13 protein-coding genes and 1 pseudogene are annotated in these 17,761 nt (G+C 33.0%); 3 read left to right on the plus strand and 11 right to left on the minus strand.

The features are described from left to right. The 5 genes and pseudogenes from OU788_RS08920 to OU788_RS08940 all read right to left on the minus strand — a co-directional run. Positions 1–478: pseudogene (locus tag OU788_RS08920) on the minus strand (hypothetical protein); the annotation flags it as partial. Positions 479–706: 228 nt separating this feature from the next. Beyond that, complete coding sequence (folD, locus tag OU788_RS08925) at positions 707–1,597, minus strand: bifunctional methylenetetrahydrofolate dehydrogenase/methenyltetrahydrofolate cyclohydrolase FolD (protein ID WP_274634854.1); 891 nt, start codon at positions 1,595–1,597, stop codon at positions 707–709. Between the two features lie 85 nt (positions 1,598–1,682). Next, positions 1,683–3,011 carry a signal recognition particle protein gene (gene ffh, locus OU788_RS08930; RefSeq protein WP_274634855.1) on the minus strand — a complete coding sequence of 443 codons (1,329 nt, stop codon included), beginning with the start codon at positions 3,009–3,011 and terminating at the stop codon, positions 1,683–1,685. 219 nt (positions 3,012–3,230) lie between these two features. Continuing rightward, positions 3,231–3,698: a peptide-methionine (R)-S-oxide reductase MsrB gene (gene msrB / locus OU788_RS08935; protein ID WP_274634856.1), complete on the minus strand. Its 468-nt coding sequence runs from the start codon at positions 3,696–3,698 to the stop codon at positions 3,231–3,233. Continuing rightward, positions 3,695–4,567 carry an alpha/beta hydrolase gene (locus tag OU788_RS08940; RefSeq protein WP_274634857.1) on the minus strand — a complete coding sequence of 291 codons (873 nt, stop codon included), beginning with the start codon at positions 4,565–4,567 and terminating at the stop codon, positions 3,695–3,697. The genes msrB and OU788_RS08940 overlap by 4 nt, the downstream gene beginning before the upstream one ends. 132 nt (positions 4,568–4,699) lie before the next feature. Between OU788_RS08940 and OU788_RS08945 the strand changes: the two genes are divergently transcribed. Beyond that, a complete protein-coding gene (locus OU788_RS08945; RefSeq protein WP_274634858.1) occupies positions 4,700–5,509 on the plus strand; it encodes a M48 family metallopeptidase in 810 nt (269 codons plus the stop codon). A gap of 65 nt (positions 5,510–5,574) precedes the next feature. Next, the gene (locus tag OU788_RS08950; RefSeq protein ID WP_274634859.1) at positions 5,575–6,870 is read left to right on the plus strand and encodes an MFS transporter; all 1,296 of its coding nucleotides are present in this window, start codon (positions 5,575–5,577) and stop codon (positions 6,868–6,870) included. A gap of 1 nt (position 6,871) precedes the next feature. Here OU788_RS08950 and OU788_RS08955 read toward each other — a convergent pair whose 3' ends face one another. The 6 genes from OU788_RS08955 to thrA form a co-directional block, all read right to left on the minus strand. Continuing rightward, complete coding sequence (locus OU788_RS08955; protein ID WP_274634860.1) at positions 6,872–8,494, minus strand: RluA family pseudouridine synthase; 1,623 nt, start codon at positions 8,492–8,494, stop codon at positions 6,872–6,874. 42 nt (positions 8,495–8,536) lie between these two features. Then, positions 8,537–10,309 (minus strand): AMP-dependent synthetase/ligase, encoded by a 1,773-nt coding sequence (locus tag OU788_RS08960; protein WP_274634861.1) that lies wholly within the window; start codon positions 10,307–10,309, stop codon positions 8,537–8,539. A 72-nt stretch (positions 10,310–10,381) separates the two neighbouring features. After that, on the minus strand, positions 10,382–12,154 hold the full coding sequence (locus OU788_RS08965; RefSeq protein ID WP_274634862.1) for an AMP-dependent synthetase/ligase: 1,773 nt from the start codon (positions 12,152–12,154) through the stop codon (positions 10,382–10,384). 90 nt (positions 12,155–12,244) lie between these two features. After that, positions 12,245–13,525, minus strand: a complete 1,281-nt coding sequence (thrC, locus tag OU788_RS08970) for a threonine synthase (protein ID WP_274634863.1) — start codon at positions 13,523–13,525, stop codon at positions 12,245–12,247. Positions 13,526–13,535: 10 nt separating this feature from the next. After that, positions 13,536–14,465 carry a homoserine kinase gene (locus tag OU788_RS08975; RefSeq protein WP_274634864.1) on the minus strand — a complete coding sequence of 310 codons (930 nt, stop codon included), beginning with the start codon at positions 14,463–14,465 and terminating at the stop codon, positions 13,536–13,538. 2 nt (positions 14,466–14,467) lie between these two features. Beyond that, the gene (thrA, locus tag OU788_RS08980) at positions 14,468–16,912 is read right to left on the minus strand and encodes a bifunctional aspartate kinase/homoserine dehydrogenase I (RefSeq protein WP_274634865.1); all 2,445 of its coding nucleotides are present in this window, start codon (positions 16,910–16,912) and stop codon (positions 14,468–14,470) included. Positions 16,913–17,319: 407 nt separating this feature from the next. Here thrA and OU788_RS08985 point away from each other — a divergent pair. Beyond that, a partial coding sequence (locus OU788_RS08985; RefSeq protein WP_274634866.1) for a hypothetical protein occupies positions 17,320–17,761 on the plus strand: 442 nt, incomplete at its 3' end.

Here is a 17,761-nt window from a genome sequence, read left to right on the forward strand (position 1 = left end):
CCCAACATATATAAATACTATTTCCTAAATAAAGACAAGGCAAGCCAGGTATACTATATCTTTGAGTTTTTATTATTTCTCTTTTATCAAATGGAATATGAAACATTTCTTTTTTTGAAAACATTCGATTATTTCCATTTCTAACTCTGAAAAGTGTTTCTGTACTTGGGCTTATAAATGCATTTCCTTTAGGAATGTGTAAAAATTCCTCAACTAAAGCAAGTCCTTGAGCTAATTCCTCAAAAGCCTTTACTGTATGACCATTAAGGTAATGTTCAGTTGATGAAATAATTTTATCGCAGAATTCTGATATTTTCTCGTGATGATTTTCCAGTAATTTTTGCTCATCTCCATTAAATTCTTTGATTGTTTTTAAATATTCGCCGAAAATTTCTCTTAAAAATTCGGGTAGGTAACTACTGCCTCTTTTTTTTGGAAGTTCGAAAATTGGTTTTCTTAAAATATCAAAATTATTCATTCAATGAATATGTTTTTCAGCTTGTACACAACACGTTTTAAGAGAACAAAAACTACTTTTATCCGGAGTATTAAAGGTGATAAACGGAAGTTCTTAGCAATTTTTTAGTTCTGTTTTAATAGAACTAGAAAGATAGAATAAAATTTATAATTAAAAAATAGTTTTTGAGTACAAGTCATAAAAAAAGACCGCTTGATAAGCAGTCTTTTTTATATACGAGTTGTATGGTTATACTAACTTCTTTTCTTGTTTTCGTTCACAAGCTAATAAGGTGTTTTTTAATAGCATTGCAATAGTCATAGGGCCTACACCACCAGGAACAGGGGTAATGTGCGATGCTTTTTCAGCTACTTCGTTAAAAGCGACATCACCAACTAGTCTGAATCCGTTTTTCTTAGAAGCATCTGCAACACGTGTAATTCCTACATCAATAACTACTACGTCTTCTTTTACCATATCACCTTTTAAAAACTCTGGAATACCAATAGCAGCTACAATAATATCTGCTTTTTGAGTAATTTCTTTTAAGTTTTTAGTTCTACTATGTGTTAAGGTAACGGTAGCGTTTCCTACTTTTCTTTTTTGAGATAATAAAATACTCATTGGGCTTCCTACAATATGGCTACGACCAATTACTACAACATCTTTACCAGAAGTTTCAATGTTGTAACGATCTAATAATTCTAAAATACCGAAAGGAGTTGCTGAAATAAAAGTTGGAAGATTTAAGGTCATTTTACCAACATTCATTGGGTGAAAACCATCTACATCTTTATCAGGATCAATCGCCATTAAAACTTTTTGCTCGTCAATATGATCGGGTAGAGGAAGCTGTACGATAAAACCATCAATATCATTATCGATATTTAAAATAGCAATTTCGTTTAATAATTCTTCTTCAGTAGTTTCTTCAGGAAGACGAAGTAAAGTAGATTCAAACCCAACACGCTCACAAGCTTTAACTTTTGCGTTTACATACGTTAAACTAGCACCATCGTTACCAACAATAACAGCTGCTAGGTGAGGAGTTTTTTTGTCATTTGCTTTTAATTCTGCTACTTCTAAAGCAATTTCTTCTTTAATGTCTGCTGATGTTTTTTTACCGTCTAGTAAAATCATTTTTAGTGTGTTGTGTGTTATTTAGTGTGTTGTTGTTAGTCTAAAAAAGAAAAAAGAGAAGCCGACAAAACTTCTCTTCTAAATATTATCTCATACCTTTCATCATTTGCATCATTTTTCTTCCGCCACCACCTTGCATCATCTTCATCATCTTGCTCATTTGGTCGAATTGTTTCATCAATTGATTTACTTCTTGAACCGACGTTCCAGATCCTTTTGCAATCCTTTTTTTACGACTCGCATTAATCATAGAAGGAGTACTTCTTTCCGCAGGAGTCATAGAGTGTATAATAGCCTCAATTCCTTTAAACGCATCATCATCAATATCTACATCTTTTAAAGCTTTACCAGCACCAGGAATCATTCCAACTAAATCTTTCATGCTACCCATTTTTTTGATTTGATTGATTTGATTTAAGAAATCATCAAAACCAAACTGGTTTTTAGCAATCTTCTTTTGTAGTTTTCTTGCTTCTTCTTCGTCGTATTGTTCTTGGGCACGTTCTACTAACGAAACAACGTCTCCCATTCCTAAAATACGATCAGCCATACGACTTGGGTGGAATACATCAATTGCATCCATTTTTTCACCCGTACCGATAAATTTGATTGGTTTATCTACTACCGATTTAATCGATAAAGCAGCTCCACCACGAGTATCACCATCTAATTTGGTTAATACAACTCCGTCAAAATTCAGTACATCGTTAAAGGCTTTAGCTGTGTTTACTGCATCTTGACCTGTCATAGAGTCAACCACAAATAAAGTTTCTTGTGGGCTTACAGCTTTGTGGATGTTAGAAATCTCCGTCATCATTTCCTCATCAACAGCTAAACGACCCGCGGTATCAATAATCACCACGTTTTTACCGTTTGCTTTTGCATGCTTAATAGCATTTTGAGAAATTTCAACAGGATTTTGATTTCCTTCTTCTGCATAAACTTCTACACCAATTTGCTCACCAACTACACGTAACTGGTTAATTGCTGCAGGACGATATACATCACATCCAACTAATAAAACCTGTTTTGATTTTTTAGTTTTAAGGTAGTTAGCTAATTTACCAGAGAAGGTAGTTTTACCCGAACCTTGTAAACCAGACATTAAAATAACGGTAGGAGAACCTCCTAAGTTAATACCAACAGTATCGCCACCCATCAATTCAGTTAACTCGTCTTTAACAAGTTTAACCATTAATTGTCCTGGGTTTAACGTAGTTAATACGTCTTGTCCTAAGGCCTTCTTTTGTACAGTTTTGGTAAACTCTTTTGCTATTTTAAAGTTAACATCGGCATCTAATAAAGCCCTACGAACTTCTTTTAGTGTTTCTGCAACATTAACTTCGGTAATTTTTCCGTGTCCTTTTAGCGTATGTAACGCCTTATCTAACTTTTCGCTTAAATTATTAAACATGTATCGGCTTCATTTTTTAGAGGCACAAATTTAGTTATTAGTTGTTAGTTTTTAGCATTTTGTTGATAGAATTTTTTAGCTAAACCTTACTATTTATGATTAATTCTAGTTATAAGTAGGGAATTAAAGAAGAAAACGTTTTTTTAAATTATACATCAACAGTAAAATGTCACGTAATTTTTCTTAATTCTAAACGTAAATCGGTCTTGTATTTAAGTCTTATTTCTTCGGAATAAACTCTAAAGCAACTCCGTTAATACAATGACGTTTTCCAGTGGTTTCTTTTGGACCATCATCAAAAGAATGACCTAAGTGTCCACCACAACTCGCACATTTTAATTCAGTACGTGCATAGCCAAGATTATAATCAGTATCTACGTCAACATTGCCTAAAATTGCCCTATCAAAAGAAGGCCAACCACTACCTGAATCGTACATGTTTTCAGATTTATAGAGTGGATTTTTACAAGCAGCACACACATACACTCCTTTTTTATGATTGAAGTTTAAAGGGCTAGAATTAGGTCGCTCAGTACCTGCTTCTCTGAGTACAAAATATTGTTGTGGTGTAAGTAGTTTTTTCCATTCACTATTTGGCTTGTTGATTTTATATTTTTTATGCTTCTGAGCGTTTGCAGCATAAGAAACGAATAAAACTAAAACGAATAGAAAGACTGTTTTTTTCATGATGGTTGTATAATAAAATCGACAATTTTAGAAGCTACTTTTGCATCACGAAGAATTTTGGTATGCCCTAGTCCTTCAGTAATTAAAAGCGTTCCGTTCTGTAAGTTTTGACGAATTTTTATAGCGCAACTTACATCGACATCACCATCAAAAGAATCATGAACAACCAAAGTAGGAATATCCACATTTTTAGCTTTTACACTCGATGAATGTACATCGATATCGCGTTGCCATTTTTTATCAAAAAAACGTTTCATTTTGTGGGCTATAATAGGTTTTACGTGTAGGTTTTTAGTAAAGTTTAAAATAACGTTTGATATTTTATCAGCAGCACCAATAGTTACTAGTTTTTTTACAGAGAAACCTTCAGAAAGAGCATTGTATAAACATACACCACCAAAGGAATGACCAATAGCTGCTTCAAAAGGCCCATATTGCTTGTCTATTTCAGCAATGGTTTCTAAAAAATCAGGCATTTCTGTTGTTTTTCCTGTAGATTTTCCATGTGCAGGACCATCAAAAGAAATAACCATATATCCTTTTTCTAGTAATTTATCAGCAATCATGTATAATTGCGTACTTCTTCCAGCCCAACCGTGTACCCATAATACTTTTTTGGTAGAGTACCCGTAAGATAGCAACTGAACATCTCTTGAAATAGTAGGGATATTTATAGTTTTAGTTTGAGCGCTTTCTAACATTACTTTCTCTCTTTTTGGCATAGGAAAGCTAACAGGAGTTGTAAATAATTTTACTCCAAATTTTGTGGTTAAATTGTTAGAAATAAACTGTAAAAATTTAGCGGATAAAATAATTGGTTTCGGAATTTTAATACTAGGTAAAGTGTTTTTTGAATGTATAAAATCCATGAATTAGTTTTTTAGATAAAGATATAATTTGTAGCTTTAAACTCATAATTTATTGCCAGTTTTGTGACAAATAAATTAATTTCGTGTCATAAAATATACAACCAAGGATATAGAACTTTAAACTATTAAACAATGAAAAAAATCATAGGTCTAACACTTTTAGCTATTTTTTTAGTGGAATGTAGTACTGTACCAATTACAGGAAGAAAAAGATTAAACTTTGTAAATGATGCTGAAATACTACCAGCTAGTTTTGCTCAATATAAAGGATTTTTAGAAGAAAATAAATTGTCTACTAATACCAAACAAACGAATCAGATAAAACGTGTAGGTAAAAATATTTCGGAAGCGGTTGATCGTTTTATGCGTGCTAATGGAATGAAAACCGAAGCTGATGCTTATGAGTGGGAATTTAACTTAGTAGATGATAAAACAGTTAATGCTTGGTGTTTACCTGGTGGTAAAGTAGTTTTTTATACTGGTATTATGCCTATTTGTGCTAATGAAGATGGTGTAGCTGCAGTAATGGGACATGAAGTAGCGCATGCATTTGCAAAACACGGACAAGAGCGTATGTCTACAGGTCAATTACAACAATTAGGAGGAGTTGCTTTAGCTTTAAGTACTCAAAATAGTAAGAATGCTGAAATGTGGAATATGGCTTACGGTTTAGGAACACAAGTAGGAGTTATGTTGCCATTTAGTAGAGAGCATGAAACGGAAGCAGATAAATTAGGTTTAGTTTTTATGATTATGGCAGGATATAATGGAGAAGAAGCAGCCCAAGTTTGGGTAAGAATGAGTGAGCGTTCTGGAGGTGGAGCACCACCTGAGTTTATGAGCACGCACCCTTCTAACCAAACACGTATTCAAACTTTAAGAGCATTTTTACCAGAAGCTAAAAAATTAGCAGCTAAATACAATGTCGCTCCCGCTAAGTAAGATTGATAAATTATAGTATATTGCGAACCGTTCATGAAAAATGAGCGGTTTTTTATTTTAAGAATATGTATAAAATAGGTGATAAGAAATTAATAAACGGATGGGCGTTTTACGACTGGGCAAACTCAGTATATTCCTTAGTAATTAGTACTGCGGTTTTTCCATTGTATTACAGTGCTGTAACAGAAGGAAAAGTAGTACGTTTTTTAGGACAAGATTGGGAGCACCCAGATAGCTTGTATAGTTACGCCTTATCATTTTCATTTTTAGTAGTCGCTTTTATATCGCCAATATTATCAGGTATTGCAGATTATACAGGAAGCAAAAAAAAGTTTATGAAGTTTTTCTGTACGTTAGGATCAATATCTGTGATGAGTTTATACTTTTTTGAAGGGATTGATACTGTTTGGATAGGTATTTTATTTACCATTTTAGCAAGTATTGGTTTTTGGGCTAGTTTGGTTTTTTACAATGCGTATTTACCTGAAGTTGCTCACCCTGAACAACAGGACAGAGCCAGTGCTAAAGGTTTTGTTTACGGATATATTGGTTCTGTAATATTACTTTTAATAAACTTAGGCATGATTATGTTTCCTGAAACATTAGGAATCAGCTCGGGTATGGCATCTAGAATTTCTTTTGTGATGGTAGGTTTATGGTGGTTAGGATTTGCTCAAATAACTTTTAAACGTTTACCAGAAAATGTGTATAACAAAAAACCAGAAGAAGACTATATCTGGAAAGGTTATAAAGAGTTACAAACGGTGATTAAAGAAGTTATGAACTATCCAACGTTAAAACGGTTTTTAATCTCTTTTTTTCTATTGAGTATTAGTGTACAGACTATTATTTTAATGGCAGCAATTTTTGGCTCTTCAGAACTTGGATTATCTTCAACAAGTTTAATTATTACTATTTTACTAGTACAAATAGTAGCAATAATAGGTGCAATTATTTTTTCTAGATTATCAGAAAAGTGGGGAAATATTACTGCTTTAAAAGTAACAATTATTGTGTGGATGTTGGTGTGTTTTTGTGCTTTCTCTTTAGATAAATCTCAAGAATATGTAGACATCTACTTTTATGGTTTAGGAGGATTATTAGGGTTGGTACAAGGAGCAATTCAAACATTAACACGTTCTACCTATTCGAAATTATTACCAGAAACAGAAGATCACGCAACGTATTTTAGTTTTTATGATGTTACTGAAAAGATAGCCATTGTATTAGGTACAGCTGTCTATGGAATATTAAATGCCATAACTGGTTCTATGCAGTGGAGTGTGTTGTGTTTAGCAATTTTCTTTTTAGCATCATTTATTATTTTAAGCTCATTAAAAAAGACAAAATACGTAGTATAAGTTAAAAGGGAGCAGGAGCAGTAAAGCTCACTTCTATTTTTGATGTAGGATGCTTAAATGTAATTTTTTCAGCGTGAAGGTATAATCGGTCAGATTTCTTTCCGTATAAATCATCCCCAACTATGGAAGTATTTAAACCTAATTGATGAGCAGCATGCACTCGTAATTGATGCGTACGTCCTGTGATAGGGTAAAAGTATACTTTGGTTTTTGTACCTATAGCTTCAATTGTTTCCCACTGAGTTAATGCTTTCTTTCCGTGTTCATAACAAACAAGCTGTTTAGGACGATCATTTAAGTCTACTCTGAGTGGTAGATCTATTTTTCCTTCACCTTCTTTTAAAACACCATCTAACAAGGCTACATACCGTTTTTGTATAGTTTTATTAATAAACTGTGCTTGTAAAGCTTTATAAATAGCTTCACTTTTGGCAATTAAGAGAATTCCTGAGGTAGACATATCTAAACGATGTACAACTAATGGTCCTGTTGCATTAGGATATAATTTTTGAATACGACTATACACAGAATCTTTGATTTCTTTTCCAGCTACCGATAATAAATCATGCGGTTTGTTGATGACTAATAAATCGGCATCTTCATACAGAATTTCAATTTCTTTTTCCTCTTTCAATTGTGCTTCTAACGGATTCTCATCAATAGGGATCCCTTCTAACATGTGTGTTAAAATTGGTTTGCATTTTCCTGTGCATGCAGGATAAAAATATTGATGTTTTCTTATGGAAGTTTTTAGCGGTTTTCCCCACCAAAACTCAGCCATACAAACAGGTTTCAATTGATGTTTGAAAGCATATTGCAATAGTTTAGGAGCACAACAATCACCAGCTCCTGCGGGAATATTTTGAGTAGAATCTTTAAAAATAGTTAATAGGTTAGTAGTTTTATTTTCTACATTTAAAAATTGATATTGTTTAAATATTTCTTGTTGAGCCCAAGCAGAAAGATTTGCTCGCTGCTCTTTTAATTGATCAATTTTATTTTTTAGTTGAAAATATGCTTTTTTTAAAGGTTCAATTTTATCAAGTAAATACACCTCGTATTCACGCAAATAAAACTCTTCGTTAATGTTTAGTTGATTGTTTTGCTGAGCAGATTCTTTTCTGAGTTTTCTGCGTTGCTTTATTTTCGTTTGTTCTTCTGATAGGAGTTTTTCGTGTATTTTTTGTGTTCTTTGATATATTTTTTCAGCTTTCTTAAATTCCGTACTATTTTCTAAAAGAGTAATTTCAGAATTTAAAGTATTAAGTTGCTCTTCAGTTTTGGGGTAGAACCCATTTATATCTAAGACATCAAAAACAGGAGGGACAAAATGTTTGTGTTGCGTGGTTTCGGCTAGTTTTCCTGAAAAAGCAGCCAAATATCCTAAGATTCCATCTTGCTGTTGTACAACCAAGATACCGAACATTTTTCCAAGAGTATTTTCATCATCAGGATTCTTAATTCCGAAATTGTGAGTAAAATCAGTTTGACTACTTAAATATTCTTGTAGTTCTTTAGTGGCTATCTTAGCAAGAGTATGAGGTGAATAATTGTAAGGGTAATCGAATTTTTTAGGCAATTCAATATTCGAAATATCCGAAGAAAAAGAAATAAATTTAGTCATATTAAAAAGAAAAAAGTGTTGCTTTCACAACACTTTAAACGATTATTCTCTAAAAATTTTATCGTATAAGTCTTTATACATTTCCTTAATGATATTTCGCTTCATTTTCATGGTAGGGGTAAGCTGACCTCCGTCAATAGACCATTCTTCAGCGGTTAACTCAAACTTTTTAATAGTTTCCCATTTACCAAACTTAGTATTGGCATAATCTACTTCTTCTTGAATACGTTCTATTACTTTAGGGTTGCTTACCAAGTCTTTATTATCTCCTACGGTAACGTTATGTCTTTGTGCCCATTCACGTACAAACTCAAAGTTTGGTTGAATAAATGCAGCAGCCATTTTTTCGCCTTCACCAATAACCATTACTTGTTCAATAAAGCGAGATTGTTTTAATTGCCCTTCTAACAATGGTGGAATAATATATTTACCACCTGAGGTTTTAAACATTTCTTTGGTACGTCCTGTGATTTTTAAGAATCCGTCTTCGCTTAATTCTCCTTTATCACCTGTGTGGAAGTATCCGTTTTGTAAAGCTTCAGCAGTTTTTTCAGGATCTTTGTAATATCCTTGCATTACGTTTGGCCCTTTTACTAAAATCTCTCCATTATCGGCTATTTTAACCTCAACACCATCAATCAATCTACCTACAGTTCCTAATCGGAATCCACCATCACGCATATCGTTTACAGCAATTACAGGAGAAGTTTCAGTAAGACCATAACCTTCCATAACAGGCATTCCAGCAGCTGTAAATACTCTCGTTAAACGTGGTTGTAAGGCTGCAGAACCTGAAACCATTATCTTTAATTCACCTCCAAGAGCAGCTTGCCATTTAGAGAAAATTAACTTTCGAGCGATGTTTAATCTTTTTTCATACCACCATCCGTTTGCTCCGTATGGTTCGTATTGTAAACCTAATTCTATAGCCCAAAAGAATAACTTCTTTTTAATACCTGTTAAGTCAGCTCCCTTGGCATAAATCTTATCGTAAATTTTTTCATATAACCTTGGAACAGCAGTCATTACATGCGGCTTTATTTCTTGAGCATTTTCACTTAATTTGTCAATAGCCTCAGCAAAATAGATAGAAATACCACAGTATTGATATAAATACAAAATCATACGTTCAAAAATATGGCAAACAGGTAAGAAGCTTAAAGCTCTACCTTGACCATATTCTAACGGAACACGTTTTTCACTACTTAGTACATTTGAAACTACATTTTTATGACTTAGCATAACACCTTTTGGGCGTCCAGTAGTACCTGAAGTATAAATTAAGGTAGCTAAATCATTTGTAGTGATAGCATTTTTGCGTTCTTCAACTTCATTTTGGTTGCTTTCGTCTTCTCCTAATTTTAAAACTTCTTCCCAGCTTTTTTCACCAGCAATATCGTCAAAAGTATATATTTCTTTAAGTTGAGTATTACCTTTAATTTGGTTTAGTTTTTCTAAAATAGTTTCATCAGAAACAAAGCAATAAGTAGCTTCAGAATGATTTAAAATATATTCGTAGTCTTCTTTTGAAATTGTAGGATAAATTGGCACATTTTGCGCCCCAGTTTGTAAAATTCCTATATCACAGATATTCCACTCGGTACGGTTGTTAGTAGAAATGACAGCTATTTTATCATTAGGTTGTACACCTAATCGCAATAAACCTCTACTTATAGCGTTTGCTTTGTTAATGTACTCGTTTGTAGAGATAGATTTCCATTCACCATTGTATTTTGTAGTGAACGCTTTGTCTAAATTATAATTTTCTTGTTGATAATAAGGAAAATCAAACAGGCGTGTGATTTCAATCGACATATATTCAAATTTTTGTGCTCTGCAAAGTATGAAAAATACCCCGATTGCACAAGTTACACTTTACTGGTTGATTTATTGAGGATTATATATTTTTAGATATAGATCGTTATATTTTTCTAAGATAATTTTTCGTCTCATTTTTAATGTTGGAGTCAAATGTCCCTCATCAATAGTCCATTCGTCCGGAGTAATTTCAAAGCGTTTTATTTGTTCCCACTTACCAAATTTTTCATTACAAAAATCAATCTCTTTTTGAATTCGTTTGAGTAGTTTTTCATCGGTAGTAATATCTGTAATAGCATGTTGATGTCGCTTAGCCCATTCTTGCACAAAATCGAAGGAAATTTGAATAAAAGCTGCTGGCATTTTTTCTCCTTCACCAATAACCATAACTTGTTCTATAAATCGAGATTTTTTTAATTCACCTTCTAGTATAGCAGGAGCTATATATTTACCTCCTGAAGTTTTGAAAATTTCTTTTTTTCTATCTGTAATTTTTAAAAAACCTTCATTATCTAGTTCTCCGATATCTCCTGTATGGAAATAGCCATTTATAATTGATTCGTTAGTTTTTTCTGAATCTTTATAGTAGCCCATCATTACATTAGGCCCTTTTACTAAGATTTCTCCATCCTCAGCTATTTTTACAGTTACATTTTCAATTGCCCTTCCAACAGTACCTATTTTAAAACCTTTATTTCTCATGTCGTTTACTGAAATGGCAGGAGAGGTTTCGGTAAGTCCGTAGCCTTCAAAAACAGGAATGCCTGCAGCAGTAAATATTCTTACAAGTCTAGCTTGTGTAGGAGCGCTTCCTGCTAACATAAATTCTAATTGTCCGCCTAAGGCTTCTTTCCATTTAGAAAAAATAAGTTTACGAGCTATAGATAGTTGAAATTCATACCACCAACCGTTTTCTTTGTATGGTTTATAATGTTCTCCTAATTCTAAAGCCCAAAAGAATAACCGTTTTTTTATGCCAGATAAGTCACTACCTTTATCTACAATTTTATCAAAAACTTTTTCTAATAGCCTTGGTACAACTGCCATGAAATGAGGCTGAATTTCACGTAAATTTTCACCTATTTTATCAATACTTTCAGCAAAGTGAATTTCAAAGCCCATGTATTGACAGTAATAAGAGGCAGCACGCTCAAAGATGTGACATATAGGAAGGTAGCTGACTACTATTTTATGATTGTCTTGTAAATTTACTCTATTGCCTACAGCAAACACATTGCTAACAATATTACTATGAGAAAGCATGACTCCCTTTGGAGTTCCTGTAGTACCAGAAGTATATATAATGGTAGCCAAATCAGATGGTTGCACTGCTTTTTTTAATTCGTCAACTTTAGTTTGAAATGTTTCATCACTACCATGATTTAAAAATGAATTCCAACTGTAATCTGTATCTAATTCTTCAAAAGTAAATACTTTTTTAAGTTGTGTTTGCTCTTGAACTTTAATTACTTTTTGGTACAAATATTCATCAGAAACAAAACAATAGATACTATCAGAGTGGTTCAGAATGTATGCATAATCTTTTTCAGAAAAAGTAGGGTAGAGAGGAACATTCACCGCTCCAATTTGCATAATACCAATATCAAGAAAATGCCATTTAGGTTGATTTACCGAAGTAATTAAAGCTATTTTATCTCCAGGCTTAACTCCGAGTTTTAGTAAGGCTTTATTTACAGTATTAGCATTATTTATATACTCATTTGTAGAAAAACTTTTCCGAATAGTATTCTCTTTGGAAACAAGACAGTTTTGTTGTGGATAATTTTCTAGTTGGTGATATGGAAAATCAAAAAGACGAGTAATTTTTGAGGGTTTATGCATGTAAATGGTTTTGTTGATGCATAAATCTAAGAAAAAAGTAATAGAAAACCGCTGTGACTTTTGTAGTTAATTTTCACAACGGTTTATACTTTAAGTATTTAAAAAACCTTTCAATTCTTGGTAAGAGCTAATTTGTATCGCTTTCTTTTGTTTGTCTATTACTGATACTATTTGAGGTGGAATTTCAACAGTTAAATTTAACACATCTTCAACAACATCTAAAAATTTTACTGGATGTGCTGTTTCTAAGAAAATTCCGAACTCGTTTTGTAATCCGTATTTTTTTAAGCCTAAATATCCTACTGCACCATGCGGATCGGTAATATAATTTGAATTCTTATAAATGTTTTTCATTGCCTCACGAGTTTCATCATCAGAAAAAGAAAAAGAAGAAAAAGCAGCTTTTAAAAGCGCTAAATCGTTATTGAATAATTCTTGAATTCTAATAAAATTACTCGGGTTTCCAACATCCATCGCATTTGATATGGTTGCTTTAGATGGTTTAGGGTGGTATTCACCACTTGCTAAATAATTAGGAACAGTATCATTTACATTAGTAGCCGCTACAAAATGTTTGATAGGTAACCCTAATTTTTTCGCCATAATACCTGCGCAAATATTTCCAAAATTTCCACTAGGCACTGAAAAAACGACTTCTTTATGCTGTTTGTATACCTGTTTGTAAGCAAAGAAAAAGTAAAACATTTGTGGTAACCAACGGGCAATATTAATAGAGTTTGCTGAAGTTAACACTCGATTGATATCAGCATCTAAAAAAGCAGTTTTAACCATGTCTTGGCAATCATCAAAAACACCATCGACTTCTAAAGCAGTAATGTTTTGTCCTAAGGTAGTCAATTGCTTTTCTTGAATATCACTCACTTTTCCGCTAGGGTAGAGGATGACCACATCTACACCTTTAACTCCTAAAAAACCATTAGCAACAGCACCTCCAGTATCACCAGAAGTAGCAACCAGTACAGTTACTTGTTGATCTTTATCGCGATTAAAATACCCTAAGCAACGTGCCATAAAACGAGCACCAATATCTTTAAAAGCCATGGTTGGTCCATGAAATAATTCTAACGCACCGATGTTTTCTTCAATAGATACCACTGGAAACTCAAAGTTGATGGTTTCTTTAATGATTTTTTGTAAAACGTCTTTCGGAATTTCATCACCCACAAATTGCTTGATGGCTTCATACGCAATTTCTTCATTAGAATATTCACCAATGTTATCAATAAATTCTTTTGATAGTGGCGTAATATTTTCAGGAAAATACAACCCTCTATCTGGAGCTAATCCGTTTACTACAGCTTCTTCAAAGCTAACTTTGGGTGATTTATGATTGAGACTATAATAGTTCATAATTTCGTGTTTAGTATTGTTCTAAAATTTTAATTCCTTCTGTGTTGATTTTAGAAAGAATCATGTTAAAATCAATTTGTTTGTCTTGATAGGTATTGTGAATGGTTTTGTAAACATTTTCAGCGGTTTCATCACCTCTACATAAAGTGAAAATAGTTGGACCAGAACCTGAAATTCCTGCTCCTAAAGCACCAGCTTTTAAAGCCTCCTTTTTCACTTCATCAAAATGTGGAATCAGATGTTTACGAGCAGGTTCAACGATGATATCGGTTAATGAATCAGCGATTAATTGATAATCATTAGTATGTAACCCACTAATTAAACCACCAACATTCGCCCATTGGGTAACCGCGTCTTTTAAAGGAACTTCCTTAGGCAATACTTCTCTCGCGTCTTTTGTTTTTACTTCAACTTGAGGATGGATTGCCACCACTCTTAAATCAGTGGGTACAGGAATTTTTACAATACTTAAAGGTTCGTAACTACGCACCAACGTAAATCCACCATAAATAGCCGCAGAAACATTATCAGCTATCGGAGTTCCGCAAGTGGCTTCTTCTCCTAACATCGCAAATTGAGTTAACTCAAGAGGAGAGAAGCTATTTCCTAACAACTGATTTACTCCAAATGCAGCTCCCGCAGCACTGGCAGCGCTACTTCCTAAACCACTTCCTGGAGTATATCCTTTGTGAATGGTGATGTCGATACCAAAATTAACTGGATGTTTTTCTAGCATAGCTAGTGCAACTACTCCCGCAGCATTTACTTGTGGATCAGAAGGTAAATCAGCACCAGTTATTTTGGTAATTTTGACACCTTTTGTAGCTGTTTTGGTAAAAGTCATGGTATCACCAACAGTTTCGAGTGCTAAACCTAAAGCATCAAATCCGCAGGAAACATTAGCAACGGTTGCTGGTGAAAATATTTTTAAATAGTTCATTTTTATATATTATTTCCAATTCGTATGACATCAGCAAAAATTCCAGAAGCAGTTACTTCAGCACCTGCGCCGGCTCCTTTTATTTGTAGCGGATTTACAGGATATCTATCTGTAAAAAACAAGACAATGTTGTCGCTACCCTCTAAATTATAAAAAGGATGATCAAATGGAATGTGTTGTAAGCCTACACTAGCTTTTCCATTATTGAATTCAGCAACATATTTTAAACGACAATTTTTATCGGCAGCTTCTTTATATAATTGTTGAAATTGTGCCTCAAATTCAGTTAAAGAAGCATAAAAATCATCATTATTAGTAGTTTTTAAACTCTTTTCAGGTAAAAATGCATTGTTTTCGATGTCTGAAAGTTCTAATTCATAACCACTTTCACGTGCAAGAATTAATATTTTTCGAGCAACATCTACACCACTTAAATCAATTTTAGGATCGGGTTCAGTGTATCCTTGTTCTTGTGCTTGTTGTACGACATCATGAAATGAAGTATTCTCATTAAAATTATTGAACACAAAGTTTAAAGAACCCGATAACACCGCTTGTATTTTATGTACTCGATCACCAGAAGTAATTAAGTTTTTAAGCGTATCAATAATAGGCAAACCAGCACCCACATTGGTTTCATATAAAAATGGTACGCTGTACTTTTGAGAGATGTATTTTAACTTTTTGTAATTATCTAATTCAGAAGCACAGGCTATTTTATTACAAGTAACCACCCCAATATTGTTGGCTAAATAGTGTTCATATATCTCAGAAACTTTCTGATTAGCCGTATTATCAATAAAAACCAAATTACGAAGGTTCAATGCTTTTGTTCTTTCAAAAAAGCGCTCTAAAGAACTCTCTTCTCCGTTTTGTAATTGTTCTTTCCACGATTTTAAGCTGATACCACCTTCATCAAAAACCATTTGTTTAGAGTTGGAAATCCCAACCACACGCACATTCAGTTTTAACTGTTCTTTTAAGTATTTTTTTTGTTGATGGATTTGCGCTAAAAAGCGTTCACCTACATTTCCTACTCCCGTAACAAACAAGTTTAATTGTTTTATTTTTTCCTCAAAAAACTGCTCATGTAGCGTGTTTAATGCTTTTTTTGCATCTGAACTGTTGATAACAGCAGAAATGTTTTTTTCTGAAGCACCTTGAGCAATAGCGCGAATGTTCACGTTGTTTTTACCTAAAGAGCTGAACATTTGTCCGCTTAAACCTCGGTGATTTCTCATTTTATCACCTACCAAAGCGATAATTGCCAGTCCTTGTTCTACAATAATAGGATCTATTTTATGACGTTCTATTTCAAAGGCAAAAGCTTCATTGATTTTTAGAGCTGCTTTTTCAGCATCTTCATCATAAACCCCTACACAAATAGAGTGTTCAGAAGAAGCTTGCGTAATTAATACCACATTGATATTATGTGTCGATAATGTTTCAAACAAACGTTTAGAAGTGCCAGAAACACCTACCATGCCACTTCCTTCTAGTGTTAGCAATGTAATATTCTCGATATGAGAAATTCCTGTTACAGGTTTGCCATTTTCTGTGATTTTTGAAATAAGTGTTCCTACATTTTCAGGTTTAAATGTATTCTTTATTCGAATAGGAATTTCCTTTTCCAACACCGGTTGAATCGTAGGAGGGTAGATAACCTTTGCCCCAAAATGTGATAATTCCATGGCTTCTTGATACGAAATATGTGGAATAGGAAATGCCTGTTTTACCATATGCGGATTCGCAGTATACATACCACTAACATCTGTCCAAATTTGTAATTCATTAGCATTTACAGCAGCCGCATAAATAGCCGCAGAATAATCGGAACCCCCGCGTCCTAAAGTAGTTGATTTCCCTTCTTTTGTACGAGCTATAAACCCAGGTAACAAAGTTACTTGGTGCTTATTTTTGTCAAAATACTCCTTGCAATTGGCGTTAGTTACTTGAAAATCAACTTGGGCTTTATCAAAAGCGTTGGAAGTGACGATTAACTCTCTACTGTCTTTATATACTACATCCAGTTCCTTACTAGCTATGTTTGCGATGATATAAGAAGATAGTAACTCACCAAATCCACTAATCGTAGCTAGTGTTTTGGGGGTAATTTCGTTTAGTAACAAACAACCTTCTAACAAAGTTTTTAGTTGTTTAAAAAGGGAAGTAATATACGTTTTAACTTCTTCTTGTTGATTTTTAGGTACTAATTTTTCAATTACTTCAAAATGCAACTGCTCAACTTCTTGGTAGCTTTCAAGGTAATTAGCATTATTTTGAGCAGCTTTTTCTGCCGAAGCAATAAGTTTATTAGTTGTTTTACCAAAAGCAGAAACTACCACAATAAGTGGACTGTTTACAGAGGCATTGGCAACAATTTGTACTACTTTTTCTATATTTTGAGGATTGGCTACAGATGAACCACCAAATTTTAAAACGTTCATTTTAAAAAGGATAATAAATTAAAAATAAGATTTTTTAAACTATTTATCTGTTTTCAAGTCTTTTGAAAAAATAAATATATACGGAAATACTATGTAGAAAAATAACCCCTAAAGGGTTGTAGTAATAATTGTAGTTGTAGTGCCAACAAAAGAAGCCGTAATATTTACAGCTGGAATAGAAATGATATTTCTTTTGTTGTTAAACATTGGGGTAAAATTATAAATTATTTTTAAAAAACAAGTATATGATGTTCTTTTTTTACGAAAAACCTCTTTGTATAGTACACAAAATACAACTATATTGCAAAAAAATAAAAAGAATAAAATTGCTAAGAATTGCTGCATATCCTGCCAAAAAAGGAGTGTCATGGTAAGTTTATTCTGTATATAAACTAGTTGCCAATAATATGAAAAAAAGACTACTAATAATATTCATTTTTACTTCAACATTCGTTTTTGCTAACCAAATTGACAGTTTGAATAGTTCAGAAGACGTAGAAGAGTTTGCAAAAAAAGTATACCCAAAATTTACAAAATTCGAATGGTCTGAATTCAAAATAATATCAACAGAAAAAGTAAAAGAAAAAATTTCTTGTAAAAATGAATATGACTTACTTGAAATGAAAAATTGGGAAAAAATTGATATAACTAATGACGGGTTAACCGATTTAATTTTAACTGCTTATTGGGGAACTACTCTTTACAGTTATGCTATCATAGATAAAGGAAATGATAACTTCAAAATTTATACTCTCTCGAAGAATGTTTTTGATAATTGCGAATTGTTTAAACCAATCAAAAAAAATGGTTTAAATTATTTAAAAACGTATATAAAAAAACAAGAACAAA

This window comes from Tenacibaculum sp. L6, from assembly GCF_028823685.1.
Lineage (GTDB): Bacteria > Bacteroidota > Bacteroidia > Flavobacteriales > Flavobacteriaceae > Polaribacter.